The 25771-nt window shown below is 67.8% G+C and carries 22 protein-coding genes; 7 read left to right on the plus strand and 15 right to left on the minus strand.

All coding sequences use genetic code 11. The annotated features are described in order from the left end of the window. Window positions 1–3 precede the first annotated feature (3 nt). From KF791_04605 to gnd, 8 genes are read right to left on the minus strand one after another with little or no spacing between them, the layout of a single operon-like run. Window positions 4–1155, minus strand: a complete 1152-nt coding sequence (locus KF791_04605) for an FtsX-like permease family protein (protein MBX3731858.1) — start codon at window positions 1153–1155, stop codon at window positions 4–6. Further along, a complete protein-coding gene (locus KF791_04610; GenBank protein MBX3731859.1) occupies window positions 1155–2336 on the minus strand; it encodes a hypothetical protein in 1182 nt (393 codons plus the stop codon). The genes KF791_04605 and KF791_04610 overlap by 1 nt, the downstream gene beginning before the upstream one ends. A gap of 19 nt (window positions 2337–2355) precedes the next feature. Continuing rightward, window positions 2356–3144: a HesA/MoeB/ThiF family protein gene (locus KF791_04615; GenBank protein MBX3731860.1), complete on the minus strand. Its 789-nt coding sequence runs from the start codon at window positions 3142–3144 to the stop codon at window positions 2356–2358. Further along, window positions 3101–3760 carry an ABC transporter ATP-binding protein gene (locus tag KF791_04620; protein MBX3731861.1) on the minus strand — a complete coding sequence of 220 codons (660 nt, stop codon included), beginning with the start codon at window positions 3758–3760 and terminating at the stop codon, window positions 3101–3103. Before KF791_04620 ends, KF791_04615 begins: the two co-directional genes overlap by 44 nt. A gap of 1 nt (window position 3761) precedes the next feature. Next, entirely contained in the window at window positions 3762–4589 is an 828-nt protein-coding gene (locus tag KF791_04625; protein ID MBX3731862.1) for an ABC transporter permease, read from the minus strand. Then, window positions 4586–6082, minus strand: coding sequence for a substrate-binding domain-containing protein (locus tag KF791_04630; GenBank protein ID MBX3731863.1), 1497 nt, complete (start codon window positions 6080–6082; stop codon window positions 4586–4588). Before KF791_04630 ends, KF791_04625 begins: the two co-directional genes overlap by 4 nt. Further along, a complete protein-coding gene (locus KF791_04635) occupies window positions 6079–7386 on the minus strand; it encodes an aminotransferase class III-fold pyridoxal phosphate-dependent enzyme (GenBank protein ID MBX3731864.1) in 1308 nt (435 codons plus the stop codon). Before KF791_04635 ends, KF791_04630 begins: the two co-directional genes overlap by 4 nt. Window positions 7387–7439: 53 nt before the next feature. Then, complete coding sequence (gene gnd, locus KF791_04640; GenBank protein ID MBX3731865.1) at window positions 7440–8912, minus strand: decarboxylating NADP(+)-dependent phosphogluconate dehydrogenase; 1473 nt, start codon at window positions 8910–8912, stop codon at window positions 7440–7442. A 299-nt stretch (window positions 8913–9211) separates the two neighbouring features. On the opposite strand from gnd, the gene rnk reads away from it, so the two are divergent. From rnk to KF791_04660, 4 genes are all read left to right on the plus strand, one after another. After that, complete coding sequence (rnk, locus tag KF791_04645; GenBank protein MBX3731866.1) at window positions 9212–9646, plus strand: nucleoside diphosphate kinase regulator; 435 nt, start codon at window positions 9212–9214, stop codon at window positions 9644–9646. Between the two features lie 98 nt (window positions 9647–9744). Then, complete coding sequence (locus KF791_04650; GenBank protein ID MBX3731867.1) at window positions 9745–10746, plus strand: hypothetical protein; 1002 nt, start codon at window positions 9745–9747, stop codon at window positions 10744–10746. 364 nt (window positions 10747–11110) lie between these two features. Then, window positions 11111–11605, plus strand: a complete 495-nt coding sequence (locus tag KF791_04655) for a hypothetical protein (GenBank protein ID MBX3731868.1) — start codon at window positions 11111–11113, stop codon at window positions 11603–11605. Window positions 11606–12082: 477 nt separating this feature from the next. Next, complete coding sequence (locus tag KF791_04660; GenBank protein MBX3731869.1) at window positions 12083–13372, plus strand: tyrosine--tRNA ligase; 1290 nt, start codon at window positions 12083–12085, stop codon at window positions 13370–13372. An 18-nt stretch (window positions 13373–13390) separates the two neighbouring features. Here the strand turns inward: KF791_04660 and hisH are convergent, their stop codons facing one another. The 3 genes from hisH to larB are packed head-to-tail and all read right to left on the minus strand — an operon-like array spanning window position 13391 to window position 16031. After that, complete coding sequence (gene hisH / locus KF791_04665; protein MBX3731870.1) at window positions 13391–14020, minus strand: imidazole glycerol phosphate synthase subunit HisH; 630 nt, start codon at window positions 14018–14020, stop codon at window positions 13391–13393. 27 nt (window positions 14021–14047) lie between these two features. Next, on the minus strand, window positions 14048–15313 hold the full coding sequence (gene rlmN, locus KF791_04670) for a 23S rRNA (adenine(2503)-C(2))-methyltransferase RlmN (GenBank protein ID MBX3731871.1): 1266 nt from the start codon (window positions 15311–15313) through the stop codon (window positions 14048–14050). Further along, window positions 15273–16031, minus strand: a complete 759-nt coding sequence (gene larB / locus KF791_04675) for a nickel pincer cofactor biosynthesis protein LarB (GenBank protein MBX3731872.1) — start codon at window positions 16029–16031, stop codon at window positions 15273–15275. The genes rlmN and larB overlap by 41 nt, the downstream gene beginning before the upstream one ends. 232 nt (window positions 16032–16263) lie before the next feature. On the opposite strand from larB, the gene metF reads away from it, so the two are divergent. Beyond that, complete coding sequence (gene metF / locus KF791_04680; GenBank protein ID MBX3731873.1) at window positions 16264–17157, plus strand: methylenetetrahydrofolate reductase [NAD(P)H]; 894 nt, start codon at window positions 16264–16266, stop codon at window positions 17155–17157. Here the strand turns inward: metF and KF791_04685 are convergent. Next, window positions 17126–18901, minus strand: coding sequence for a GAF domain-containing protein (locus KF791_04685; GenBank protein ID MBX3731874.1), 1776 nt, complete (start codon window positions 18899–18901; stop codon window positions 17126–17128). The genes metF and KF791_04685 overlap by 32 nt on opposite strands. A gap of 3 nt (window positions 18902–18904) precedes the next feature. Continuing rightward, window positions 18905–20356, minus strand: coding sequence for an LptF/LptG family permease (locus KF791_04690; GenBank protein ID MBX3731875.1), 1452 nt, complete (start codon window positions 20354–20356; stop codon window positions 18905–18907). Between the two features lie 203 nt (window positions 20357–20559). Here KF791_04690 and KF791_04695 point away from each other — a divergent pair, with 203 nt between their 5' ends. Together KF791_04695 and KF791_04700 are read left to right on the plus strand one after the other, a co-directional pair. Beyond that, on the plus strand, window positions 20560–22242 hold the full coding sequence (locus tag KF791_04695) for an STAS domain-containing protein (protein ID MBX3731876.1): 1683 nt from the start codon (window positions 20560–20562) through the stop codon (window positions 22240–22242). Between the two features lie 129 nt (window positions 22243–22371). Next, complete coding sequence (locus tag KF791_04700; protein MBX3731877.1) at window positions 22372–22866, plus strand: hypothetical protein; 495 nt, start codon at window positions 22372–22374, stop codon at window positions 22864–22866. Between the two features lie 20 nt (window positions 22867–22886). Here the strand turns inward: KF791_04700 and pgi are convergent, their stop codons facing one another. Both pgi and KF791_04710 read right to left on the minus strand, forming a co-directional pair. Then, entirely contained in the window at window positions 22887–24548 is a 1662-nt protein-coding gene (gene pgi / locus KF791_04705) for a glucose-6-phosphate isomerase (protein ID MBX3731878.1), read from the minus strand. 53 nt (window positions 24549–24601) lie between these two features. Beyond that, a complete protein-coding gene (locus KF791_04710; GenBank protein MBX3731879.1) occupies window positions 24602–25315 on the minus strand; it encodes an ROK family protein in 714 nt (237 codons plus the stop codon). Window positions 25316–25771 lie beyond the last annotated feature (456 nt).

The following is a 25771-nucleotide window of genomic DNA, read 5'->3' on the forward strand; positions in this document are numbered from 1 at the left end:
GGGCTAGTCGGCTCGAAGGCACTCCGCAGGATCCTGGGCCACCGCCAGCAGGGCGGGAAACACCGCAGCGATCGCCGCGACGCATGGCGTCAGGACAACGATGCAGACCATCAGGACCGGATCGGGTGCCATGGCCCCTGCGGTCACCGGAAACAGACGGGGTCCCCAATGCAGGGCGAGCGCGGTCCCGATGCCGACCCCGGCCACGGCCCCGATCAGGCCCAGCAGGGCGGCGCGCCCCAGGAACAGGGACGCAATGGCCGCGGAATTGCGACCCAGCGCGCGCCAGAGGCCGATCTCCGCGCGTCGCTCGCGGACATTGAGCCCAAGGAATACTCCGGTCCACAGCGCCGCGGCGCCGACGGCAAGGGGAACCGCGAACGCCGCATGGCGTGTGGCCATCTGACGCTGCCGTGCTCGGGCATCGGCAAGATGGCGGACCTGCAGGACGTCCGCCTCGGGCAGGATCTCCGCGAGCACGCGACGGAGCGCTCCAAGGGCATCCTGTTCGGAGGTCAGGCAGAGGCAGTCCACCGCCTTGATTTCGCTGATTTGTCCGGGAAGACCCAGCAACGATTGCGCGTCAGCAAGGGAGGCAAAGATGCGGATGTCGTCCTCTGTGCCGCTCTCCGTCAGCACACGGTCCACGGCGAACGGGCGTCCGCCAAGGGTCAGGGCGCCGCCCCGGGCCACGCCAAGCGATGCGGCCACCGCGGCGCCGAGGTGCAGCCGTCCGTCAGGGATCCGGAATCCCATGGGCTGTTTCCCCTCCCCCGGACCGACCACCGAAGGCCCGAGCCCGGTGAGGAGGACCTCGCGACCGTCCACGACGTGGCGTCGCTCCAGCACCGGGGTGAGGTGGTTGAATGTGAGAAAGACTCCGTGTTGTGCTGCGAGGCGGCGGACGCTGTCCTCCGGCAGCGTACGCTCCGGGAAGCCGTCCCGCCAAAACTGCGCGGGATCGGTTTCCTTTGCGACGATTCGGAGGTTGAAACCGAGGTCCCGCATGACCCGGCGGGTTTCCCGCTCGGCGGCGGCGCTGGTCATGCGAACGGCGGTCAGCAGCGCCGTCGCAACGGCCAGTCCCAGGACCGCAAGCAGTGTCTGGACCCGGTGATACCGGAGTTCGCGGAGGATGATGACGACGCGGCGCATTACAAACGTCCGTGGCTGCGCCGCACGATCCACACGCCAAATCCGCAGGCGAGGATCAGGGATCCCAGCACCAGCAGCCACAACGCCCCGGCCGCCGGTACGGTGGCCGGGGGAACGGCAGCTTCGGCGAACTCACGACGACCCGACGTGTTGGTGTCTGCAGGGGCGGTGTCCGAATCCGGGGCCCCGAACCGCTCACCACCGCCGGCATCCATCGGAAGATCGTCCACCGACTCTTCGCTGTATCCGAGAGCCAGTGCGGTCGTGGGGGTCCGCAACCGTGAACGATCCCCGTTGCCGCGGAGCACGATTCGGCTCACCTCGGTGCGGACCATCGGGTGTTCCGGATCAAAACCCAGAAGACGCGTGGCGGTCTCCTGGAAGCCCCGATCCCAGCGTCCTGGAATCACCGGGCCTTGGAGCCACGCCCGGTCCAGGTCGCACTCGCAATCCTGTCCGATCATCACCAACCGCTCCTGAATGCCCGTCCGGGTGATGGCCGGGCCCTCGAGCGCGGTGCCAAGCCGGCGGCCGCGTCCATAGACGATCGCCACCCTCGGATCGTCTGCCGGGCCCGGGTCCAGCCCCAGCCCCCACATGAGCACCGCCTCGCCGGCCTGTTGGGCCACCGGAACCGGGATCAGGCGCGGAGGCACGGACACCGGTTTGGGCATGCCAGGGAGGAGGCGTTCAACGGCGGCAATGGCGGCCTCCAGCGTGTTGCGGACGCCCTGGTTGGCAGCGGCGTCCCTTCCCTCGAACAGCATCAGGACGGCAAAGGACCGCAGCGCCTCCTCGTGAACCCGGATCCGGAGCGGAGAGGTCACGACCGACTCCATCAGGGTTTGGATCGCCAAGGGGTCCGAGGGCAGCTCGGAGGCGGCCCGGAGGTCCAGGTGGCGCCCCGGCACCCCGGTCAGCACCAGGGGAGCCCGGTCACCGCCCGCGCTGCCATCCAGGACAAACTCGACGTTGGAGTCTGGCAGGGCGGCCGTGGCGGCCTGTCGGTATCGCGCGACGACGTCTGCCGGCAAGGCCCCGATGGCGAGTGCCAGCCGGTAGGGCGGCGTGCCGAAGTCCACAAAGCCTGTGTCGCGGACCGAATACCGGCAGGCGAGCACCGGCACGGCGGCCATCACGAGGGCCAGCGCCAGCAGCAGCCGATGTCGTTTTCGATCCATGAGCACCAGACGGACGAAATTAAAGAGCGCCGCAGTCAATACAACCCGGAACCCGCCGGATTCGCACGGTGGTCATGCGATGGGTGCGCAGGTCCAGTGTCAGCAGGCGTCCATGAAGGGCGTTGCCAAGACCGGAGAGTTGTTTGATGGCCTCCATCGCCGCGAGCCCGCCGGCAACCGCCGCCACGGCGCCAAACACGGGGAAGCGCCGGGTCCAGGTGCTCGACAATTCCGGGTACAGGCAGCGCAGGCACGGGGTTTTTCCCGGCACCAGGGTGGTCAGATGCAGCTCCAGCCCGTACACCGCACATTCCACCATCGGCCTGCGTTGGGCGACGCTCTCGCGATTCAGCAGATAGCGCTCCTCGAACCGCGGCGCGCAGTCCACCACCAGGTCCGCGGCCGCCACCAGGTCCCGGACGGTCCGTTCCGACACCTGCTCGGCCAGCGCCGTGATGCGCAACCGCGGATTCAACGCCTTCAGCCGCTCCACGGCGGCGGGCATCCGGGGTTGCCCCAGACCGGCGTGTGACATGAGGACCTGGCGGTTCAGGTCCGATGGCGTGAGGTTGCCGCCATGGGCCAGGATGAGGTGGCCCACGCCTGCGGCAGCCAGCTGCAGGGCCACGTTGCCGCCCAGGCCGCCGACCCGGGACACCAGAACGCTCGCCGACTGAAGCCGTCGCTGGCCGGCCTCGCCGAAGCCGTCCACATCCAGCTGCCAGGCGTACGTCTCGCGAACCTCCGGGGAGAGCTCCGGGAGGTCAGGGTCGGGAACCGGGTGCCGGGTGGACGGTAAGGGATCCATGGTGCAGGCGAAGCAGCACGTTGGCGAGGCGTGCGGCCTCGGCGGCATTGTGCGTGATGTGCAGCACCGTGACGCCGGTGCGTGCGCAAAGGGTCTCAAGCACGCGGCAGATGCCGTCGCGGCTGTCATCATCCAGCGCACTCAACGGTTCGTCGAGACAGAGGATCCGGGGCCCGAAGGACAGGGCCCGCCCCAGGGCGACCCGCTGGGTTTCCCCCCCGCTCAGGCCCGCAGGCAGCCGGTCCAGCAGCGGACCCAGCTCCAGCCATGTCGCGAGTTCCTCCACACGCGACGCCACGGCTTCCGGCGGCTTGCGGCGGATCCGGAGGGCGAACTCGAGGTGTTCGCGCACGGTCAGGTGGCTGAACAAGGCCCCCTCCTGGGGCACAAAGCCAACCCCGCGCGCCGCGGGGGGCAGCCGGGTGACGTCCCCGCCGTGCAGCAGGATGCGTCCCGACTGGACGGCGCGCAGACCGCAGATGGCCTCCAGCAGCGTTGTCTTTCCGGATCCGGTGCGCCCCATCAACACGCCGTAGGTCCCGGCGGCGAGCTCGAACGAGAGGTCTCGGAGCTCGAAGGCTCCGGCGCGAACGGTGACGGCCTCCAGCCTGATCATGTCAGAGGGGGCGGCCCAGCATGGGGGCCAGGCCCTGGCTGCGGATGAGCAGCAGCACGCCGATGGCGGCGGCGACCATCAGCAGGGATACGGCGACCGCGGCCTCCAGATTGCCCACGCTCAGCTCGAGAAACACGGTGGTGGACAGCACCTCGGTCTTCATCCGGGTGGCGCCTGAGAACACCAGGATCGGGCCGAACTCCCCGAGCGCCCGGGCCCATGCCAGCGTTCCGGCAGTCAGCACCCCCCGCCGCGCCTCGGGAAGCACCACCCGCCAGAAGGCCTGGCTGCGGGTGCAGCCGAGCGTCATGGCGACCTGCTCATGCCGCGGGCTGATCTGGTCGAACGTGGCGCGAAGGGTGCGGACGGCGAAGGCGCAGGCCACCATGAACTGGGCCAGGATCACCCCCGGCACCGCGTAGGTCATCGGTATCACCCGCTCCACGGCGCGCCCGGGTGGGGTCTGGAACAAGATGAGCAGGCTCAGCCCGATCACGAGCGGCGGCAGCACGATCGGGATGTCGAGCAGGGCGTCCACGAGGCCCTTTCCCGGAAACGGCCAGCGGGCCATCAGGTAGCCGATCGGCACCGCAACCCAGAGGGACAGCAGGGCCGTCAGCGAGCAGCTCAGCAGGCTGAGCCGGACGGCGTAGCGAATCTCCGGACTCTGCAGCGCACGCCAGAGGTGCCCCGGTGAGGTGTAGGCGAGGTCGGCCGCAAGCATCGCCAGCAGCAGCAGCAGATAGGTCCCCCCAAGCAGCGCGAAGCTGGCCAGGAACACCCGGTCGGAGGTCTGCTGCGAACCGGGCTTTGAAAGGTCGCCGTTCATGGCGCCTCGCCGACGGCCCGCCAGCGGAACCCGGAGTCCTCAAAGCGGCGGCGTGACGTGCCCGATTTCAGCCATTCCAAAAGACGCTCCATGAGGTGCGCGTTGTTTGAGTCCCGTCCCACTGCGTACGGCTGGATGGCGAGTGCCGCCTCCTGCGGCAGCTCTATGACGGTCAGGAGGTCCCGGACCTGGCGGGTGTTGGCGGCATACACCACCACCGCATCGAGGCCCCCGGCCCGCAACTGATTCACCAGCAGGTCGGCGGTCGGTGTCTGAACCCGCACGTTGGCCATCACGGCATCGAACAGGCCCTCGGCTCGCAGCAGGCGGGCCGTCAGCGCCCCCAGCGCGCTCTGCTGTTCATTGGCCACGCCGATCGCCAGTCCTGGTTTCGCCAGATCGGCGAGGATGCGGAGGTCCCGCGGGTTGCCCGGCTGCGTCAGCAGGACCATGCGCGTCTCGGAAAGATCGGTCGGTGGTTCAAAGTGGGCGGCGACGGTGGTCATAAAGGACACGTCGCAGGCGAAGTAGGCGTCGGGACGCTGTCCGGAACGGATCTGCGCCGTCAGGATGCCGCAGCCGTTGTATACCCGGGTCACCGAGACGCCTTCGCGTGCCTCGAATTCCCGGAGGCTTTCCTCGATGGCGATGCGGTTGACGCCGCCGCTGTACAGCACCACTTCGGGGCGCTCCGACCATTGATCCCCGGCGACCACGCGAAAGCCGGCCCTGGAAAACACGGGCAGCCCGGCATCGCGCGCCCCGAGGAAGCGGGCGAAGCGCAGCGCCTCGGTGGGCTGTTCCGAAAAGGTGAGCACTCCCACCGCCACTCCAGCCTCCGCGGGCTCCAGTTCCGGTGCCGCCACGGCCTCCAGTTCCGGGTAATCCACGAGGGTCGCGTCCCAGACCACGCCGGCATCCACGGCACCGAGCTTCACGTCGTTGGCCACGTCGTTCACCGTCGGCTTGAAGACCTTGATGCGTGGGAAAATCGCCTCCCAGAGGCCGGCGGTCTTCAGAACGGACTGGCTCAGGCGTCCGACGGCGGTGGACTCCACGTTGGCCCAGCCGAGCTGGAGGGGAGCCGCTTCAAGATCCGCGGCGGATTGGATCCGGCGGGGATTTCCAGCCGGAACAGCGATGACGGCGCGCATCCGGGCCAGCGGAAGGACCTCGGCCACGAGCCCGTTGGAACGTCCGGCGTCGAGATAGGTGTGATCGGCGGCGAGATACAGGTCGCCGCGGCGGGCCACGCGCAGGTTGCTGAGCAGCAGTCCCGAACCGCCGTATTGAAGCTGCACGGGGATGCCGGTCCGGCGCTCATAGTCCCGCGCCACCTGCGCCACCGGACCCTTGAGGCCCGCGGCACAGTAGACCAGGAGTGGGCGCCCGGGTGTCCGGTCCGCGCCGCGCCGCGGATTCCAGGACAGCAACCCGACCAGCACGAGGATCGCCAGGAGCGATCCCCCGATGATCTTTGGGGCGGGATTCACCGGGAGGGCTCGGTGGCGGCCAGCGCCTCGCGGAACCTTCCGGCAAACTCGGCCAGCTCCGGCTCCCCGTGGTCCTGGGACAGGTAAAGCTTTGTGCCCATCGGGTTCAGGAAGACTCCCTGCCGGAGCAGCTCCAGCATGACGGCGCGGCTGCGAACCCGGTCGCTGGCCAGCCAGGTGCGCTGGTCGGTCACCGGCCCCTTTGAGAACGCCACTTGCGCCAGCGGACCGTCCCCGAGCACCTGCCCGTCCACCCTGGCGTCGGCAAGCGCGGACGTCAGATGGGCCCGGAGACGGCGTCCGGCCTCATGAAGCCGCGCGTGGTACCCGGGCGCCTCCAGGACATCCAGCGTGGCCAGCGCCGCGGCGCACGACACCGGATTGCCTCCGGTCGTGGAGGCCGACCAGGCATACCGGGGACCGGGCAGCCGGTGTTCGGACACCGTCTCCATCAGTTCGGCAGCGCCGCCAAAGGCGCCCAGCGGGAAGCCGCCCCCCAGCGCCTTGCCGTAGGCCACAAGGTCGGGCTGGACGCCGTAGTATTCCTGGGCGCCGCCCCGGGCCAGCCGGAACCCCGTCACCACTTCATCAAAGATCAGGACCACGCCATGGCGCCGCGTCAGCTCCCTGAGGCCTTCCAGGAACCCGGCCCTTGGCGCCAGGCAGCGGTGCAGTGGCTCCACAATCACACCGGCGAGGTCCCGTGCATGGTCGCGGACGATCTGCGAGGTTCGCTCCAGGTCGTTGAAGGGGGCGACCAGGACGTCCTGTTCCACCCAGGGAGCCCCGGCGCCGCTCGGATCGGCGTGCGGCAGGTCCGACGGGCGCCCGTTGAGCATGCTGGCGACCCCGACCGGATGCTGCCCGTGATACGCGCCCTCGAACTTGAGCACCTTGGGCCGTCCGGTCGCGGTCCGGGCGATGCGCAGGCAGGTCAACGTCGCCTCGGTGCCCGAGGCGACAAAGCGCAGCTGTAGCGCGCAGGGCGACCAGTCGCGGAGCCGCTCCGCCAGCTCCAGTGAACGGCGGCTGACGGCCGCAAAATTGATCCCCTCCGAGGCCTGACGGGTCGCCGCCTCCACGACGGCGGGATGCGCATGCCCGACCAGGGCCGAGCCCCAGGCCATGGTGAGATCCAGGTATTCGCGGCCCCCGGTGTCCCAGACCCGAGCGCCGCGTCCGCGCTCCAGCACCGGCACCAGTTCCGGAGGGAATCCGTACTCGCCGTTGGAACCTGCGGGGAACACCGACAGGGCGCGCTCCCGGGGACTGCCAGACGGGGCGATGGGAGCGGGATGGATCATGGGCGGGGCATGGGCCGGGGCCGGGGGGTGGGGGGGTGGGGGTGGAAATCGGTTCAGGCGTTGTAGGTGCTTGAACTCACCCGCCCGCCCGTGCCGGTCCAGTTGGTGTGGAAAAATTCGCCCCGCGCCCGGTCCACCCGTTCGTAGGTGTGCGCCCCGAAGTAGTCGCGCTGGGCCTGGAGCAGGTTGGCCGGCAGGCGCGCCTGCCGGTAGCTGTCGTAGAAGGAGAGCGCCGTGCTGAAGGCGGGCGCGGGAATTCCGCGCTTCACGGCCAGGGCGACCGTCTGCCGCCAGCCCTTCTGCGCGCGCCGGATCTCGCCGCGGAAATAGTCGTCGAGCAGCAGATTGGGCAGTTTCGGATGCCGGTCGTAGGCCTCCTTGATCTTCCCGAGAAAGCCCGAGCGGATGATGCAGCCGCCCCGCCACATGAGGGCGATGCCGCCGTAGTTCAGCTGCCAGCCGTTCTCAGCCGCCGCCGCCCGCATGAGCATGTACCCCTGCGCGTAGCTGACGATTTTGGAAGCGTACAGCGCGTCGCGAATGCCGGCGATCAGGGGGGCGCGCTTCTCCGGAATGCGCCCCTGGGCCAGGGCGGCGCGCGGGCCCTTCAGCTTGCGCGCCGCCTTCACCCGTTCCTCCTTCATCGCACTGACGCACCGGGCAAAGACGGCCTCGGCGATCAGCGTGACCGGCTGTCCGAGGTTTGCGGCGTCAATGACCGTCCACTTGCCCGTGCCCTTCTGCCCGGCGGCATCGAGAATGTGGTCCACCAGCGGGGTCCCGTCCTCATCCTTGCGGGCGAGGATCTGTCCGGTGATCTCGATGAGGAAGCTGTCCAGTTCGCCCTGGTTCCATTCCTGAAACACGGCGGCCATTTCGTCGGCGGTCATCCCGAGGACCTCGCGCATCAGGTGGTAGGCCTCGCCGATCAGCTGCATGTCGCCGTACTCGATGCCGTTGTGGACCATCTTGACGTAATGGCCCGCGCCGCCGCCGCCGACCCAGTCACAGCACGGCACGCCCTCGCCGACCCGTGCGGCGATCCCCTGGAAGATGTCGCGCACATGCGGCCAGGCTGCGGCGCTGCCGCCGGGCATGATGCTGGGCCCGTTGCGGGCGCCCTCCTCACCGCCTGAGACGCCGGTGCCGACATACAGGAGTCCCCGCGCCTCCAGTTCGCGGACCCGTCGCTCCGTGTCGCCGTACAGCGAATTGCCGCCATCAATCACGATGTCGCCCGGTTCCAGGTGCGGCACGAGCTGTGCGAGGAACTCGTCCACGACCGCACCCGCCTTGACCATGAGCATTACCCGACGGGGACGCTTCAGGAGGGCCACCAGCTCCGGAATGGAGCGGGCGCCGACGATGCGGGTGCCGCGGGCCTCGTGGGCGAGGAACTCGTCCACCCGGGCCGTGGTGCGGTTGTAGGCCACGACGGTGAAGCCGTGGTCGTTCATGTTGAGGATCAGGTTCTGGCCCATGACCGCCAGGCCAATCACGGCGATGTCGCCGACGGGAGTGCTCATGCCTTGAGGAGTGCCCCGCGGTGCGCGGGGCAGGCCGGGACGTTATTGGCCGCGACACGGCTCGCGCCAGCGGGAAATCGGTCCGCGGTCCGGCGTGGCCCTCGGACGAGCCGCAAACGGCGGACACCCGGTGGGGACGTGCTGCCGCTGCGGTCCCCGCCGCGACCGCCGCCAGCTTTGGCGGGTGCAGCGTCGGAAACCTGGGCCCCAATCTGTTTACCAATTCGGGGGGCGGCCGGACAGAAACCGGCAGTTGACACCGTCCAAATCGCTTGGTCCGATCCCTCACGAAGCCCGGAATGGAAAAACCAATTTCGATGATGAGTTCCATGACCCCCCCCAGAACCGTTCTGATGACTCAACGAGATGAAGCTCGCTTGAAAGCTTTGATTCCCTCCGCGGGTTCGAGTGAGGGACCGTTGCTTCAGTCGTTGGTGGACCATGCGAATATTGTCGCTTCGGAGCAGATTCCAACGGATACGGTCACGATGAACTCCAGAGTCCGATTGAGGGATTTGGAGTCGGGGCACGAGTTGGAGGTGGACCTTTTGTTCCCTCATGATGTGAAGGAAAATAAGGACGGAGTCTCCATCCTGTCTGCAGCGGGCATTGCCTTGTTCGGACTCTCCGAAGGCGAGTCCGTCCATTGGACCGGGCCCGATGGGCGTGAGAGAAAGCTGAAAGTTCTGTCGGTCGTGTGGCAGCCCGAGGCCGAGGGGCTGTTCCAGTTTTAGGGAGAAGTTCCATCGCGACCCACCTCCGTTCCGCCGCGCCTGTGCGCAGGCACAGTGGGCCTTTCACTTTACCCCTCACCCCGGTTGCAGATCCGCCGATGGCTGGCAGGCCAGAGCCGTTTGAGGTGCAGACGCTCCTGGCGCCGCCGCTCATGAGCAGTTCCCATGGCCAATGGTTGCGATCCGGGTGGCGCGGTTGGGGCGCGGTGCTCCTGCTCCTCGGGATCTGCGGTGCCATCGTCCCGCCCGGCGGGGCCGGGGCTGCAGCCATCGAACGAGTGGCCCTGCCCGCACTGCGCCTGCGGGGAGCGCCGCTGACCGCTCACACCCAGGGATTGGAGATCGTGGGCGATTCCATCTACGTGACGGCCCGACAGGACACCCCCGCTCCTCGCCGTGCCCTGTTGTTGCGAACGGCGTGGAATGGAACGGCGTGGGATCTTTGGGAACTCGGCGGCAGTGAACCCGGAATGGATCATCCCGGAGGATTTCAGTCGGACGGGCAGCGGCTGTGGATTCCCCTGGCGATGAGCAGGAATGGGGGAACCAGTTTCATCCGGGCCTACGCGATCGCCGACCTGAAGTCCGGACCGCTGCCGGCGCCGGAAGTGGAGTTCTCGGTCGCCGACCATATTGGCGCGCTGGCGGTGCTGCCGCAGGAGGACCTGCTGGTCGGCGCGGCGTGGGACACCGATGCCGTATACCTGTGGGATTTGCGCGGACGGTTGAAGCAGACCCTTCGCGGAACCGATCTCAGGCACCGGGGGCTGGGAGCGAAGCCGCTGCCCGGTGAACGGCCGGGGCTGGCGGTCCAGGACTGGAAGTTTGTGGACGGGGTGCTGGTGGCTGGAGGTCTGGTGAAGCACGGCGGGCCGGCGGGCGACGTCGCCAGTCGCCTCGTGTGGCTGGACCGCAGGTTGGAACATTTGCCGACACTCCCACCGCTACCACCGGCCCCGGACAATGTGGAGCTGTGCCGGGAAGGCATGGCCGTCGCGGGGGATTCGGTGTGGTTCCTGCCCGGAGATCTTGGCGCCACCAATGCGATGTATCGCATCTCGTGGCCCGCGCTGCGGAATCAAGCCTGCGACTGCAATTAGCAGCGCCGCCCGGGGGGGGACGCGCTCCCGCACGTCCGTGACTCCTTCCGCTGCGCGTGGGGAGGGGCTGCGGGGATCGTGGGGAGGCTCTGGCGCCTGGCGCTTCCCGCGTTCCCGATGGTTTGTGCACGAACGCAGCGGAATCGAAGTGGGTCGCGGTGGAACACGCCCCTACCAGACGGGCAGGGACGCGCTTCCGCGTGTCCGTGACATTTTCCGTTGCGCGTGGGGAGGGGCTGCGGGGATCGCGGGGAGGCTCTGGTATTTGGGGCATTCTACGCAGAGCTCTTGGTCCCGCCCAATCGCGCATTTTGGTGAGCGAGTACCGGTGGACATCAGCGTTCCCGTTCCCTCCAGTGAATTCGTGGATTTAATCCCGAGGATTCCTTGGCACGACACGGTGCGGGAGGCAGGACGCCAGCATCCGGCGCGTGGGGTACTGGTCGCTCCGGGACGACCGTGTGCGGTCTTCGTCACCGTGGCGTCAAAGGACCGCGTACAGTGGATGGCGAATGCGGAAGTTCACGAGGCGCTGGTTGGGATCTGGAGCCGGCAAGCGCTCGCCTGGCAGGTGGGAGACTATCTTCTGATGCCCGACCACTTGCACCTCGTCTGCGCGCCGGCGGACCTCGGCTGTGGCATCGAGCGGTGGATCCAGTATTGGAAGTCGCTGTTCACCCGGCGGCACGCAATCGGGTCGGGCCGTTTTCAGCGGGATGCCTTTCACCATCGCCTTCGCAACCAGCAGGCGTATGACGAGACGTGGCACTACGTCCGGGAGAACCCGATCCGCCGGGGATTGGTTCAGAACGCGGATGATTGGCCGTTTCGGGGGAGGATTTTTCCGGTGCGGATCTGAGCGGGGAGGCTCTGATGCCTGGCGCTTCCCGCGTTCCCGGTCGTTTGTGCACGAACGCAGCGGAATCGAAGTGGGTCGCGGTGGAACACGCCCCTACCAGACGGGCAGGGACGCGCTTCCGCGTGTCCGTGATTCCTTCCGCTGCGCGTGTGGAGTGGTTGCGGGGATCGCGGGGAGGCTCTGGCGCCTGGCGCTTCCCGCGTTCCCGATCGTTTGCGCACGAACGCAGCGGAATCGAAGTGGGTCGCGGTGGAACACGCCCCTACCAGACGGGTAGGGACGCGCTCCCGCACGTCCGTGACTCCTTCCGCTGCGCGTGGGGAGGGGCTGCGGGGATCGCGGGGAGGCTTTGGCGCCTGGCGCTTCCCGCGGTCCCGGTCGCCCGTGCACGAACGCGGCGGGATTTCGGCGGGTCGCACGACGGCAACTTCCTCCTTGTCCACGGCGACGCCGGGCCGCGATAACCTCGGGGTTCCGATGAACATCCTCGATGATTTTGAGTGGCGTGGCCTGCTGGCGGATTGCACCGATCTGCCAGGCCTGCGGCAGCGGATCGGGTCGGGTCGGATCACGCTCTACTGTGGCTTCGACCCGACCGCCGACTCGCTACATGTGGGTCACCTGGTGCCGCTGCTCGCCCTGAGGCGGTTCCAAAACGCGGGGCACTGTCCGATTGCCGTCGCCGGCGGGGCCACAGGAAGCGTCGGGGATCCCAGCGGCAAGTCCGCCGAGCGCAACCTGCTCACGCCTGAACAGATCGCCGCCAACGTCGCCGCCGTCGGCCGGCAGCTCGAGCGGTTGCTCGATTTCCAAGTGATCCCCAATACCGCCCTCCTGGTGAACAATGCGTCGTGGACCGATGGCGTGTCCTTCGTGGAGTTCCTGCGCGATGTGGGCAAGCACTTCACCGTGAACCAGATGGTGGCCAAGGAATCCGTCCGCTCCCGCATGGAGGATCGCGACGCGGGCATCAGCTTCACGGAATTCAGTTACATGCTCCTCCAGGCCTTCGACTTTTACGTGCTGGCACGGGACCACACCTGCGAACTCCAGATCGGGGGATCGGACCAGTGGGGCAACATCACCATGGGACTGGAGCTCATCCGCAGGAAGCTCGGACGAACGGCGTTTGGTCTCACGCTGCCGCTGATCACCAAGGCGGATGGCACCAAATTCGGCAAGACCGAGGGGGGCGCGGTGTGGTTGGATCCGCGGCGGACCAGTCCGTACCGCTTCTTCCAGTTCTGGGTGAACACGGAGGACGCGGATGTGGTGAAGTACCTCAAGTTTTTCACCTTCCTCGGGCGCGACGAGATCGAATCCCTGGAAGCGCAGCATGCCGCGGATCCCGGGCGCCGGGTGGCGCATCGCGCCCTGGCCCGCGCGGTCACCGGATTGATCCATGGCGAGACCGCCGCGGCGGAGGCCGTCCGCGCCAGCGAACTTCTGTTTTCCGGGGGGCCCATCGAGGGATTGGAGGAGGCTACCTTTGCAGAGGTGGTGGGCGAGGTGCCCGGCCGGGCCCTGCCGCCGGGCGCGCTTGCCGGCGAGGGAGCGCCACTCGTGGAGCTCTTCGTCCACGCAGGGCTGTGTTCGAGCAAGGGCCAGTCGCGCAAGGATCTTGAGGGCGGAGGTCTCTACCTCAACAACGAACGCCAGACCGATCCGGCACGCCGGGTCACCCCGGCCGACCTGCTCTTCGGCAGGCATCTGCTCCTGCGCAAGGGCCGGAGAAACTACGCCGTCCTGACCCTCGGGGAGGGGTGATGCAGGGTTCAAACAAGCCTACCGCGCGGTGTACCGGGCAAAGTTGGCGAGCAATTGGAGACCGACCCGCTGGCTTTTCTCCGGGTGAAACTGCGTCGCCCAGACGTTGTCCCGGCAGATGGCGGCGGCGAATGGAACGCCATAGGTCGTGCGGCCTGCGACCAGGGAGTCCTCCTCGGGACGGGGATAAAAGCTGTGGACGAAGTAGAAGTGGCTGCGGTCGGGAATGCCCTCGAACAGGGACGCGCCGGCCGGGGTGATGGACACCTCGTTCCACCCGATCTGAGGAACCTTCAATCTCGGCTCTGCGGGAGTCGGTTGGAAGCGCACCACCGGGCCGCGGAAGATCCCGAGACCAGCCGCGCAGGAGTTGAATTCGTCGCTCCGATCGAACAGCGCCTGGTAGCCCACGCAGATTCCGAGAAACGGCCGGCCGGCCTGGATCCAGTCGCGCACCGCCCCGGCCAGTGCCTGACGTTCCAGCGCATTGAGGCAGTCGTCGAAGGCCCCGACGCCGGGGAGCACGACGCCCCGGGCGGCGCCGAGGTTTCCGGGATGGGCGACGCGAACCACGGGGGCCCCGACGGCTTGAAGCGCTTTTTCGACGCTGCGGATGTTGCCGGAACCGTAATCCAGAAGGGCGAGCATGATCGGGCGACGAGACCCGGGCGCAGCCTATGGCCGTGGCCCGGGGGCGGCAATGGCCTCCGTCGCCTCCGTCGCATCGGAGGAACCCGGGGTGTCCGCGAGGTCGCGCAGGGTGCGCAGGCGCAACTGGCCGCAGGCCGCGTCAATGTCATGACCCTTCTCCAGCCGCAGCGTGGTGGGCACGCCGCGGGCGCGCAGGGCATCGGCGAAGGCCTCGCAAACGGCGACCATGGGGCGCTCCCAGGGAAGTCCCTCGACCCGATTGTAGGGAATCAGGTTCACCTTCGCCTGGAGGTCGCGGGCCAGTGTGGCGAGGTCGGGCACCTGTCGCGGATCCGCATTGACGCCCTCGATGAGGATGTACTCCAAAGTCAGCATCCGGCCTTTCCGTTCGACATAGTACCGGCAGGCGGCCCGGAGTTCGGCGAGCGGGTACTTGCGGTTCACCGGCATGATGCGGTTGCGGACCTCGTCCGTCGCACCGTGCAGGGAGATGGCGAGTCGGAATTGGAGGGGATCGTCCGCCAGGGCGCGGATGCCCGGGACGACGCCGCTGGTGGACAGGGTGATCTTGCGGGCGCCGATCTGGCCGCCCCACGGGGCGTTGAGCACGCGCAGGGCGGCGAGGACGTTATCCAGGTTGGCCATGGGTTCGCCCATGCCCATGACGACGATGTTGTTCACGAGCCGGGGGGCTCCGGTCCGATTTGCCGCCGCCTGTGAGGCGTGCCAGCGCTCGACGGCGAGGACCTGTCCGGAGATTTCGTGGGGCAGCAGGTTGCGCTTCCACCCGTCGAGTCCGCTGGCGCAGAACCGGCACCCGTAGGCGCAGCCCACCTGGGTGGAAATGCAGAGGGTGTGCCGGTCGCTGCGGTCCCCGTACAGCGCCGGGTTCGCCGGGATGAGCACGCTTTCCACCAGGCTGCCGTCGGCCAGTCGCCAGAGGAACTTGCGGGTGGTATCCCCGGAGCCCTGGACCTGCACGAGGGCCGGGAGGGTCAGCGAGTAGGCCCCGGCGAGCCGCTTGCGGAGCGGACGCGGCAGGTTGGTCATCGCGTCCCACGACACCGCCCTCCGGGCGTGCAGCCAGTCGAGCAACTGCCCGAGCCGGTACGCGGGCTCCTGCCAATCGCGGAAGCGTTGTTCGAGGGCCTCCCGGGGTTCGCCGCGGATATCGGGAAGGGGATCGGGGAAGTTCACTCGTGGAGGGGGCCGCGGCGGGATCGCGATGGAACGTCCGGGGGAACGGGGATCACGCGGAGTCCGGGAGGGCGTTGATGCGGGCCGCGGCATAGCCGCCTCCGAAGCCGTTGTCTATGTTCACCACGGTCAGGCCGCTTGCACACGAGTTGAGCATGCCGAGCAGGGCGGTAAGTCCGCCGAAATGGGAGCCGTATCCGATGCTGGTCGGCACGCCGATCAGGGGACGATCCATGAGCCCGCCGACCACACTGGGCAGTGCGGCCTCCATGCCGGCGACCACGACCACCACACGGGCCCGCTGCAGGTCGTCCAGACGAGCCAGCAGGCGGTGGAGTCCGGCGACCCCGACGTCGTGAACCCGCGTGACATGACTGCCCATGAATTCGGCGGTCACGGCGGCCTCCTCGGCCACGGGAAGGTCGCTGGTCCCGGCACAAACCACCGCCACGTTGCCGATGCGGATGGGCGGGCGGTCCGATTCCACCGTGATGCAGCGCGCCACCTCGTGGTGCCGGGCCTGGCGGAAGGCGCGGCGGACCGCCTGGGCATGGTCCTCGGCGACGCGCGTGATCAGGACCCGCCCGCTGGCCTTCACGATTTCCCCGGCGATGGCCGTCAGCTGTTCCGGCGACTTGCCCGCGCCGAAGATGACCTCCGGACACCCCTTGCGGAGTTCCCGGTGCAGGTCCACGGAGGCAAATCCCAGATCGGCCACCGGGGCGGCTTGAAAGGCGTGCAGGACGTCCTCGCGTGAGGCGCGGCCCTCACGGAAGGCGTCGAGCAGTCGGGCGGCTTCGGCGGGCGTCACGGCCCCACCTCTCGGGAATTGGTTGGCATCGGCGCACTCATGTATGCCGCGCACGGTATCGGGTGCTTCGGAAAAATCGAAGACCTCCGATGGGAATTTGACCCACGGTGCGCCGCCTCCCCACCGTCATCATGCCAGGACCCTCGCCGGCTTTGAATTCATCATATCAATAAATCCTGATGCGTTGATTTATTGCTTGTCCAAGCAAGTCGAATTTCGCAATCTGTTCCCGATGATCCGGCTGATTCACGAGCTTCACGCCGAGGCCGCGGTGGCGGGGCGTCCCGCCATTTCGGTGGAATTTTTCCCCCCGAAGACACCGGAAGGGGAGCGGACGCTGTTTGACCAGACGCTTCCCGCGTTGCTGGAGGCTCATCCAGCGTACTGCTCGGTGACCTACGGCGCCGGAGGATCCACCCGGGAGAAGACGCTGGCGATCGTGGAGCGGATCCAGCGCGACTTCGGGCTGACCGCGATGATGCATCTGACCTGTGTCAATGCGACGGAGGCCGACATCCGGCAGGTGGTGGACGAGGCGGCGTCACGGGGGGTGCGCAATGTGCTGGCGTTGCGGGGCGATCCGCCCGGAGGGACCGGCCCGTGGATCAAGACGGAGGGGGGATTTGAATTCTCATCCGAACTCGTGGCGTACCTGAAGCGCCGGGGCGGGTTCAGCATCGGGACGGCAGGATTTCCGGAGGGGCACGTGGCGCAGGCCGGGGGACGCCTGGTGGACTGGGAATTCCTTGCCCGGAAGGTGGAGGCGGGTGCGGACTTCGTGGTCACCCAGCTTTTTTTCGACAACGACGACTACCATCGGTTTCGGGACCACCTCACGCGCCGACTGGGTGTGACCGTACCGTTGATTCCCGGGCTGATGCCGGTGTTGTCGGGCGGCCAGACCAAGAAATTCACCCAGATGTGCGGCGCCCGGTTGCCAGAGGCCTTCCTGTCGCGATTGGAGGCGCTTGGGGATGACGACGCCGCGGTGACGGACTTCGGGATCGAATATTGCTCGCGCCAGTGCGAGGACCTGCTGCGCCAGGGGGCGCCGGGCATCCACTTCTACACACTGAACAAGGCCCATTCGACCGTCAGGGTGCTTCGAAATCTGGGGCTGGGATGACCGGGGCCTCCGGGGGCGGGGGGCGCACGGGGAGGATCATGGCGATGGCGGTGCCGCGTCCGACAGCGGACCAGATGCGCAGGCGGCCTTCGTGGGCCTCCACCACGCGCTGGACCATCGCGAGGCCCAGTCCGGTGCCCTTGGGCTTGGTGGAGCCCAGCAGCGGCGTGAACGCCCGCTGGCGCTGCTCCTCGGGCATGCCGGTGCCGGAATCGCGGAAGCGCACCATGACGTGGGAGGGATTACCGGATCCGCGGCGCCCCAGGGCCCGGGTCTGGATGGCCAACCGGCCGCCCGTTGGCATCGCCTCCAGGGCGTTGAGGGTCAGGTTGAGGAAGGCCTGCTCCAACTGGGTGGGGTCGGCGGCCAGTTCGGGCAGACCGGGGGCCAGACGTTGGACGAGCTCCACCTGCTGCGACCGGCACTTGTGCCGGATCAGCAGACCGAGATCGTCCAGCAGCCGGTTGATCTGCACCCTCGAGAGTTCCGGCTCGTTGCGGCGGGCGAGATCGAGCACGCGGTCCACGATCCGGTTCAGGTGATCCATCTTCTCCCCCATGACCCGCAGGTCGGTGGCGGTCGGTTCACCGGGGTCGAATCCGCTGCGGATCGAGTGGTGCAGCATTTTCATTACGGTGAGCGGGTTGCGGATCTCGTGGGCCAGTTCCGCAGCCAGGAGCCCCAGGGCGGTCAACCGCTCGCTCTCGCGGAGCTGCTCCTCGACCGCCACGGTGCGGTCGTACAGCCGGGCCTTGTCGAGCGCCACGGCCGAGAGGTCCGCGTAGGCCGACAGGGACCGGACCTCCTCGTCAGAAAACGTATGGGGTTCACCGGTGTACAGGTTGAGCGCGCCGATGGCCTTGCCGGCAAAGACCAGCGGCACGGAGAGCAGGGATACCAGGCCCTCCTCGCGGGCCACCGCGGTGTTCTGGTAGCGGCCGGAGCTCTGGACGTTCTCCAACTGCATCGCCTTTTTGCGGCGGAGGACGATGCCGACGAAGCTTTCGGACACATTGAGATGCGGCTTGGAACGGTACGCCGGACCCGCGCCGTGGCTGGCGCGGAGCACCATCCACTCCCCGGAGTCGTCGAGCATCATCAGCGAACACATGCGGGCCTGGAGGAGGCTGCGGGCCTCCCGGGTGATGACCTGCAGCGCCTCGTCCCGGCTGATGGTCGAGTTGATGATCTGCCCGACGCGCACCAGGGATTCGAGAAAGCGTGCCTTGAGCCGCGCCTGCTCATAGTGCCAGGTGTTGCGGATCGCGGGGCTGGCCAGCGCCGCGATTTCCCCGAGGAGATCCAGGTCCGCGGGACTGAAGGCGGCGGGACGGTCGGCATGCAGGGCGACCACGCCGCGGACCTCGCCCGCGACCCGCAGGGGGATGGCGAGCTCGGAGCGGATGTTGCGCCGCAGGGGCAGGTGGCGGCCATCGCGGGTGGTGTCGGCCACGAGGATCGGGCGTCCGGTGCGGGCGGCCCACCCTGCGGAGCCCTCGCCGACTCGGAAGCGCATGGAGCGCACATGCGGTGGCAGCCCGAGCGCCGCCTCGATCTCGAGGAAGCGCGTCGTCGGATTTATCAGGGCCACCAGGCCGCTGGTCGCCGGGACCAGGGCCATCATCTCCCCGAGGATCAGCTCCAGCGATTCGCGCAGCTCGAGCGTGGAGTGCAGGACGCGGCTCACCCGCTGCAGGGTCTCCAGGCGTTGGATGCGCGCGCGCAGGTCGGCGGGTTCATCCATGGCTCAGCGGACCCGGGAGGTCATCCACAGGCCCAGGCTGCCAAAGGTGGCGTTGGGCAGCCAGGCCCCCAACCAGGGGGCCACCGTTCCGCTCTGGCCGAGGGCAAAACCGAGGCGCTGCACGGTGAAGTACAGGAAACCCCAGGCCAGGCTGCCGGCGACGCCATAGAAGATGTTCCGGCGCCCCGACGGCGCCCCGAACGGGATCGCGATCAGGACCACCACGACACAGGTCCAGGGTGCGGCAATGCGGGCGTGCAACTGGGTTTCCAGCAGGCTGCGATCCCTTCGCGACAACTGCGGATGCAGCCGCAGGTAGGCCAGCACATCGCGGATCGGCAGGTCGGCGCTGCGCATGGTCCGGGACCGGGACAACACCTCGCCAACCCGGATCTCGCTGCGAATCAGGTCCGGGGATTCGCTCAATTCCGGCAGGTCGAGTTCCGCGTGCAGGACGGTCACCGGTTCCGCGTCGGTCCCCGAGCGGAACAGCCACTCGCGGACGTTGCTGAAGCGCCAGTGGCCATTGGTCCAGAGGCCTGCCTCCCCCACCAGCACCCGGCGGGCACCGGGCTCCAGCGGCTGCGAGAAGCGGAAGCCCGAGAGCAGGTCGTTGGTCAGTTCGAGGGACCGGACCGACCATTGGCGTCGCGTGAACTCGTCCCCGTGGCTGAGATTGGTGATCGCCACCACCTCGTTGGAGACGGTCACCAGATTGCCGGCCCATGCGGCGAGGGCGTCGGGACCGCCCCCCATGTCCACAGCGGTCAGCACCCGCCGCCGGGTTTCCGCGGGCGCGGCGTCCTCTGCGGCCCGGTAGAGCCGTTCCGTGCCGTCCTCCAGATACCAGTACCCGTTCGTCCACCAGCCCGTCTCTGCGAGGATCTCCCGATGCGCACCGGGCGGCAGCAACATGGCGACCCGCGGCTGGCGCAGTTCGGCGGTGTCCACCTGGAAGGCTCCAAGGCTCCACTGGCGCTGGGCCGACTGGTTCAGAAAATCCACCCGCTCCCGCCACCGTCCGGCCGCCGGTCCGCCGGCCTGCCGGCGGCGTCCCTCCAGTTGCTGCAACCGCCCTGCTGCGTCGGTCAGCAGCCGCTCGTTGACGCCCGAGAGAAACCCGGTGAACAGGAATCCCAGCAGGAAGTACGGCAGGCAGATCCGCCACAGGCTGCGTCCGGCCGCGCGCATGGCGATCAGCTCGTTATGCCGCGCGTGCTGGGTGAGCGCGTACAAGAGCGCCAGAAGCAGGGAGACGGGCAGGACAATGTTCAGGAGCTCCGGGAGCTTCAGGTAGTAATACTCCGCAATGTCGCCCACCGTCCAAAGGCGGTCTTGGAACGTGTCGAGCTGGCCGAACAGGTCGAAGGTGATCCAGAAGATCAGGAACGCGGCGAGGCAGAATCCCAGCGGGACCAGCAGTTCACGCAGGAGATAGCGGTCGAGCAGACGCATCCGTCGCCGCGACCGTAGCCGCGGTGCCGGTCGCGGGCGAGATTTCCCGCAGTGGCGATGCGGGCGGTCCGCGCCCGCCGCCTCGCGGGCCCGCATCTCGAACGGGCGGGGTGAATCGCCATTCTTGACGGAGGGGCGCGCCGGAACAGGATCCGCTCTTGGAACCGTCCAATTCCTTCATGGGTCGCCTGTTTCCTCCCGGGATGTTCACCCCGAAACTGGTCTCCCTGATCCGGGAAGGCTATCCGCGCCGGCAGCTCCTGCCCGATATCACCGCGGGGGTCATCGTGGGCATCGTGGCGCTGCCCCTGGCCATCGCATTCGCCATCGCCTCCGGGGTGCCGCCGGACAAGGGACTGATCACTGCGATTGTCGCCGGATTCCTCATCTCCGCCCTGAGCGGCAGCCGGGTCCAAATCGGAGGACCGACCGGGGCCTTCATCGTCATCGTCTATGGCATTGTCGAACGACACGGCCTCCCGGGCCTGACGGCGGCGACATTCATGGCCGGGTTTCTTTTGATCCTGATGGGGGTGGCGCGGCTGGGGGTGGTGATCCAGTTCATCCCGCACTCCTTGATCGTGGGGTTCACGTCCGGGATCGCCCTCTTGATCCTGTCGTCACAGATCAAGGATTTCCTGGGCCTGGACATGGGGGCTGTCCCGGCAGAGTTCCTCCACAAATGGACCGCCTACCTGCGACACGCCGGAGGGATCAACTGGGTGGCGGCCTCCATCGCGATCGGCACCGTGGCGATCATCGTCCTCACCCCCAGGGTGACGACCCGAATCCCGGGCTCCCTCATTGCCATCGTGGTGGCAACGGTCGCCGTGCAGTGGGGCCGGTTGCCGGTGGAAACCATTGCCACCCGCTTCGGGGAGATTTCTGGGGGCCTTCCCGTGCCGCACCTGCCGGCGATGGACCTGGCCACGCTCCGGGATCTGGTGGGCCCCGCCTTCACCATCGCCTTGCTCGGGGCGATCGAATCCCTGCTGTCGGCGGTGGTGGCCGACGGGATGACCGGCGGCAGCCACCGGTCCAACCAGGAACTGGTCGCACAGGGCGTCGCCAACATCGGCTCCGGATTGTTCGGAGGCATCCCCGCAACCGGCGCGATCGCGCGCACCGCCACCAACATCAAGAACGGGGGGCGGACGCCGGTGGCCGGCATGGTCCACGCGGCGACGCTGCTGGTGATCGTGCTGTTCGCCGGAAAGTGGGCCAAATGGATCCCCCTCTCGTGCCTGGCCGGGATCCTCGCCGTGGTGGCCTACAACATGAGTGAATGGCGGTCGGCCGTGACCGTGTTCAAGGGGCCGCCGGCAGATGCGCTGGTGCTGGTCACCACGCTGCTGCTCACCGTTCTGGTGGACCTGACCGTGGCGATCGAGGTGGGCATGGTCCTGGCGGCGTTTCTCTTCATGCGCAGCATGGCGCAACTGAGCCGGGTGAAATCCATCAGCGATTCGCTGACGGAAGAGGAGGGCGAGGATCCCGAGGCGGCGGTCCGGCGCGAGATTCCCGACGGCGTCGAGGTGTACGAGGTCCAGGGACCGCTTTTCTTCGGTGCCGCGCACAGTTTCAAGGAGTCCATCGGCGTCATCGGCAAGGCGCCGCCCGGGGTGTTGATCATCCGCATGCGTCACGTGCCGATGATTGACGCCACGGGCATCCACAGCCTGAAGGAGGTTCTCAAGCGCATTCTCGGTGGCGGCAAAACCCGGGTCGTCGTCTGCGGCGTGCAACCCGAGGTGCGCCGGGAGTTGGAACGGGCCGGGATCCCCGATCTGCTGGGGGAGGGCAACGTGTGCGGTCCCTTGCAGCGGGCGCTCGATCGGGCCCGCGTCCTGCTGGCGGCTGCGGAGGCGACTCGGGCGGGCCGCTGACCGGAGATCCGACCGTGCGGTGATCCCTTTCGGATCTTTGGCCTCGCCGCCGCAGGAGAACCCGTGGAGCGTGGCACGCGTTGAATTCCCGCTCGTCCGGATCCTGCCCCTCCCGCAACATGTCCGGGATTGAATGACGACGGCACCAAGGCGGCGAAGGGGTTCGTCGCCCTGTTTTTCGCGACCCTGTTTCTCTACATCACCTTTTACGGCGCCTGCATGGCCTACCGGCAGCGGGGAGGGCCCTGGGCGGTCACCCAGGACAAGCTGCCCGATGGCACACCGGTGATGCGGATCGAACACCATCGCCTCCTGGTGGGCGGACCGGTGACGCTCACCTTCCCCGGGGAGACGGCGCCGGCCCGGTTCACAAACGCCCCCTATCTCCGGGTCTTTTCGCAGCCCAACACCAACATCTTCCCCTACGGCCCGGTGGAGTTTCTTGACACCACCTTTCTCCCGGGCTCGGTGGCGCTCGATGTGTTCGGGCACGTTGTCGAATTGGTGCCCCGAACCCTGTACCTCGACGGCCGGGAACTGGGATGGGTTCCCGGCACCAACATCGTCGTGCCGACGACCGGCAAGGTGCCCCGCGAGAGGCGCCCGAAGCGCAAGGAGCGCTGACCGCGCCGTCCGTTCGGGCTTCAGTCCGCGGCTCCGGAATCCGCCTTCATGCGGCGGTACCGGCGGATGAGCTGGTTGGTGGAACTGTCGTGACGCAACCGCGGCAGCTTCGGCGATTCCAGCTCGGGAATGATCCGTTGGGCCAGGGCCTTCCCCAGTTCGACGCCCCATTGATCAAACGAATTGATGTCCCAGATGGCGCCCTGGGTGAAGACGCTGTGCTCGTAGAGAGCCACGAGGCTGCCGAGGGTGTACGGGGTGAGCCGGCTGGCGAGCAGCACGTTGGACGGGCGGTTGCCCTCGAAGACGCGGTGCGGCACCAGCCATCGCGGCGTGCCTTCGGCGGCCACCTCGGACGCCGACTTGCCAAAGGCCAGGGCCTCGGCCTGGGCAAAGACATTGGCCATCAGCATGTCGTGGTGGCGTCCCAACGGCACCAGCGCGTGCGCGAAGCCGATGAAGTCACAGGGGATGAGCCGGGTGCCCTGGTGGATGAGCTGGTAGAACGAATGCTGGCCGTTGGTGCCGGGCTCGCCCCAATACACCGGCCCCGTCTGGTATCGCACCCGGATTCCATCCAGCGTCACCGACTTGCCGTTGCTCTCCATCGTGAGCTGCTGCAGGTAGGCCGGAAATCGCTTCAGGTATTGCTCGTACGGCAGCACCGCCACGGTCTGGGCGTCGAAAAACTCCGTGTACCACACCGTCAGCAGCGCCATCAGGACCGGCAGGTTCCGTTCGAAGGGCGCGGTGCGGAAGTGACGGTCCATCGCGTGGAAACCCTCCAGCAGCTCGCGAAAGCGGTCCGGTCCGATGGCGATCATCGTGGACAGGCCGATCGCCGAATCCATCGAGTAGCGCCCGCCGACCCAGTCCCAGAAACCGAACATGTTCGCGGTATCAATGCCGAAGGCTGCGACCTTTTCGGCATTGGTGGACACCGCGACGAAGTGCCGGGCCACCGCCGACGAATCACCGCCGAGTCCCTGCAGGAGCCAGTCCCGGGCACTGGCCGCGTTGGTCATGGTCTCCAGCGTGGTGAACGTCTTGGAGGAGACCACGAAGAGCGTCTCCGCCGGGTCCAGGTCTCGCGTGGCCTCGACAAAATCCATCCCGTCCACGTTGGACACGAAGCGAAACGTCCGGTCGCGGTCGCTGTAATGCCGGAGCGCCTCATAAGCCATCACGGGTCCGAGGTCGGATCCGCCGATGCCAATGTTGATCACGTTGCGGATCGGGCGTCCCGTGTGCCCCTTCCAGTGGCCGTCGCGAAGGCGGATGGCGAAGGCGGCCATGCGGTCGAGGGTTTCGTGGACCTCGGGCACGACGTTCCGGCCGTCGGCCAGGATGGAGGCGTTGCGCGGGGCGCGCAGGGCCACGTGCAGCACGGATCGGTTCTCGGTGCGGTTGATGCGCTCGCCATTGAACATCGCCTCCATGCGGTCGCGCACGCCGCAATCCTCCGCGAGGCGCACCAGCCGTTGCAGGGTCTCGTCGGTCACCCGGTTCTTCGAGTAGTCGAGAAACAGGCCGGCGCCGGTGGCGGTCAGGCGCTGGCCGCGCCGGGCGTCCGCATTGAAGAGCTCCCGGAGATGGCGCGGGGCGATCTTGCGATGATGGGCGGCGAGGGCCTTCCAGGCGGGACGTTGGACCAGGGGACTGACTTGGGACGAGGAGCGCATCAGGAGAGGGGGTGCAGGCTTGGGAGAGCGGAATCGCCTTCCGGGTCGGCGGGTCAGGCGGCGGGTTTTCGCGGGGGGACGCGACGCGCCCGGGCGCGTCGGGCGCCCGCCGGCTTGCCGCGGGACTCCCACAACCGGAATCCGCCCGCAAAGGCGTTGGCGTTGTCGCCCGCGCGGCAGCCCGGCGGGAGTTCCTTCAATTGCTTCACGTTGCCCCCGCCGATGACGATGTCGTCGGGCTCGAGGGCCGCAGCGAGGGCCTCGACGACGCGGGCCACCTCGCGGCGCCAGCGCTTTTTCCCGAGCCGCTCCAGGCCGCGCAAGCCGACGTAGTCCTCAAAGGTCGCCTTGCGGTAGGGCAGGTGCGCCAGCTCCATGGGCTCGATGAGGCCGTCCACAATCATGCACGACCCCAGTCCCGTCCCGAGCCCGAGGAACAGCATCCGGCCCTTGCGATAGCTGCCGTAGGCCTGCAGGGCGGCGTCGTTCAGGATCTTTACCGGCTTGCCGAAGGCACGATGGAAATCGAATCCCACCCAGCCGGCGCCGAGGTTGTGGGGTTCGGCGACGATCCGGCCGCCGTGGATGAATCCGGGATAGCCGATGGTCACGACATCATGCGGCCAGTCGCGGGTGAGGCGGCGCACGCCAGACACCAGCCGTCGCGGCGTCAGTTGTGTCCCGCTGGCGAAGGCGCGCCGCGTCGTCTGGCCGGTGGCCAGCAGCTTCACCTGGGTCCCCCCCACATCAATGACCAGGACGTTCATCGCAACCGGGCATCTTCTGCCGGCGGCCAAGGAAACGATGCGGCCGCGGTGTTGGCAAGGACCGGGCGGTCGTCCCCGGTGCCTGAAGACGTCGTCCCGCAGACGTGGCGGAGCTGAATTGGGTCGCGATGGAACACGCCCGGAGTGGGGTAGGGACGCGCTCCCGCACGTCCGTGACGTCCTCCGCTGCGCGTTTGGAGTGGTTGCGGGGATCGTGGGTAGGCCCTGGCACCTGGCGCTTCCCGCGTTCCCGATCGTTTGTGCACGAACGCAGCGGAATCGAAGTGGGTCGCGGTGGAACACGCCCCTACCAGACGGGTAGGGACGCGCTCCCGCACGTCCGTGACTCCTTCCGCTGCGCGTGTTGAGGGGCTGCGGGGATCGTGGGGAGGCTCTGGTATTTGGGGTATTCTACGCAGAGCTCTTGGTCCCGCCCAATCGCGCATTTTGGTGAGC

The organism is Verrucomicrobiia bacterium, assembly GCA_019634635.1.
Lineage (GTDB): Bacteria > Verrucomicrobiota > Verrucomicrobiia > Limisphaerales > UBA9464 > UBA9464.

Coding starts and splice junctions, on each gene's coding strand:
- KF791_04610 (MBX3731859.1), bottom strand. CDS start 2,336: ATGGATCGAAAACGACATCGGCTGCTGCTGGCGCTGGCCCTCGTGATG.
- KF791_04635 (MBX3731864.1), bottom strand. CDS start 7,386: ATGATCCATCCCGCTCCCATCGCCCCGTCTGGCAGTCCCCGGGAGCGC.
- KF791_04685 (MBX3731874.1), bottom strand. CDS start 18,901: ATGGATGAACCCGCCGACCTGCGCGCGCGCATCCAACGCCTGGAGACC.
- metF (MBX3731873.1), top strand. CDS start 16,264: ATGATCCGGCTGATTCACGAGCTTCACGCCGAGGCCGCGGTGGCGGGG.
- KF791_04625 (MBX3731862.1), bottom strand. CDS start 4,589: ATGAACGGCGACCTTTCAAAGCCCGGTTCGCAGCAGACCTCCGACCGG.
- KF791_04660 (MBX3731869.1), top strand. CDS start 12,083: ATGAACATCCTCGATGATTTTGAGTGGCGTGGCCTGCTGGCGGATTGC.
- KF791_04710 (MBX3731879.1), bottom strand. CDS start 25,315: ATGAACGTCCTGGTCATTGATGTGGGGGGGACCCAGGTGAAGCTGCTG.
- KF791_04605 (MBX3731858.1), bottom strand. CDS start 1,155: ATGCGCCGCGTCGTCATCATCCTCCGCGAACTCCGGTATCACCGGGTC.
- KF791_04650 (MBX3731867.1), top strand. CDS start 9,745: ATGGCTGGCAGGCCAGAGCCGTTTGAGGTGCAGACGCTCCTGGCGCCG.
- rnk (MBX3731866.1), top strand. CDS start 9,212: ATGGAAAAACCAATTTCGATGATGAGTTCCATGACCCCCCCCAGAACC.
- pgi (MBX3731878.1), bottom strand. CDS start 24,548: ATGCGCTCCTCGTCCCAAGTCAGTCCCCTGGTCCAACGTCCCGCCTGG.
- gnd (MBX3731865.1), bottom strand. CDS start 8,912: ATGAGCACTCCCGTCGGCGACATCGCCGTGATTGGCCTGGCGGTCATG.
- hisH (MBX3731870.1), bottom strand. CDS start 14,020: ATGCTCGCCCTTCTGGATTACGGTTCCGGCAACATCCGCAGCGTCGAA.
- KF791_04620 (MBX3731861.1), bottom strand. CDS start 3,760: ATGATCAGGCTGGAGGCCGTCACCGTTCGCGCCGGAGCCTTCGAGCTC.
- KF791_04695 (MBX3731876.1), top strand. CDS start 20,560: ATGTTCACCCCGAAACTGGTCTCCCTGATCCGGGAAGGCTATCCGCGC.
- rlmN (MBX3731871.1), bottom strand. CDS start 15,313: ATGCCGCGGCCCGCATCAACGCCCTCCCGGACTCCGCGTGATCCCCGT.
- KF791_04690 (MBX3731875.1), bottom strand. CDS start 20,356: ATGCGTCTGCTCGACCGCTATCTCCTGCGTGAACTGCTGGTCCCGCTG.
- KF791_04615 (MBX3731860.1), bottom strand. CDS start 3,144: ATGGATCCCTTACCGTCCACCCGGCACCCGGTTCCCGACCCTGACCTC.